Source organism: Pseudarthrobacter sp. NamE2, from assembly GCF_005796205.1.
Lineage (GTDB): Bacteria > Actinomycetota > Actinomycetes > Actinomycetales > Micrococcaceae > Arthrobacter.
This window is the reverse complement of the sequence record NZ_VAHN01000051.1, coordinates 1-542: the sequence shown is the minus strand read 5'-3', so window position 1 is coordinate 542 and position 542 is coordinate 1. Positions and strand designations below refer to the sequence as shown.

General features: G+C 62.5%; 2 pseudogenes. Both read right to left on the bottom strand.

Going from position 1 to position 542, the window contains the following annotated elements:
• A pseudogene (locus FDW83_RS18970) lies at window positions 1-249 on the bottom strand (malate synthase A); the annotation flags it as partial.
• Between the two features lie 93 nt (window positions 250-342).
• Window positions 343-542: pseudogene (locus tag FDW83_RS18965) on the bottom strand (isocitrate lyase); the annotation flags it as partial.

Below are 542 nucleotides of genomic sequence, written 5' to 3'. Positions count from 1 at the left end.
AACCCGCCAGGACGGGTCGTTGCGGATGTGCTCCGTTTCCTGGAGGAAGCGCGGGTCCGCGCCGGCGGCGATCTCGGCCCGGCGGGTCCGGCGGGCCTGGAGGAGTTCCTGCCGGCGGGCGGCGGTGGCCCGGTGCAGTTTGGCGATGAAGGCAAGGGCGTCCGGGGTCAGCACCTCGTCCTGCCGGCAGATGGGCTGGGCAGCCATGGTGATGCCGTTGATGGTGAAGCTGTCAGTAAAGCTGTTCATGGGAGTTCTCCTTGAAAGGTCCCAACTGGGTAGCAGTAAATGTCGTTTTGATCCTCCAAAACGACACTTACTGCTACTTACTTGGGGAAGGTGTTAGTGGAACTGGCCCTCTTCTGTCGATCCGACAAGTGCGAGGGTGGACGCGTTCGGGTTGAGCGCGGTGGAGATGGTGTCGAAGTAGCCGGTGCCGACTTCGCGCTGGTGCTTGGTTGCGGTGTAGCCGCGGGATTCGGAGGTGAATTCCTTTTCCTGGAGTTCGACGTAGGCGCTCATGCCTTGCCGGGCGTAGCCGT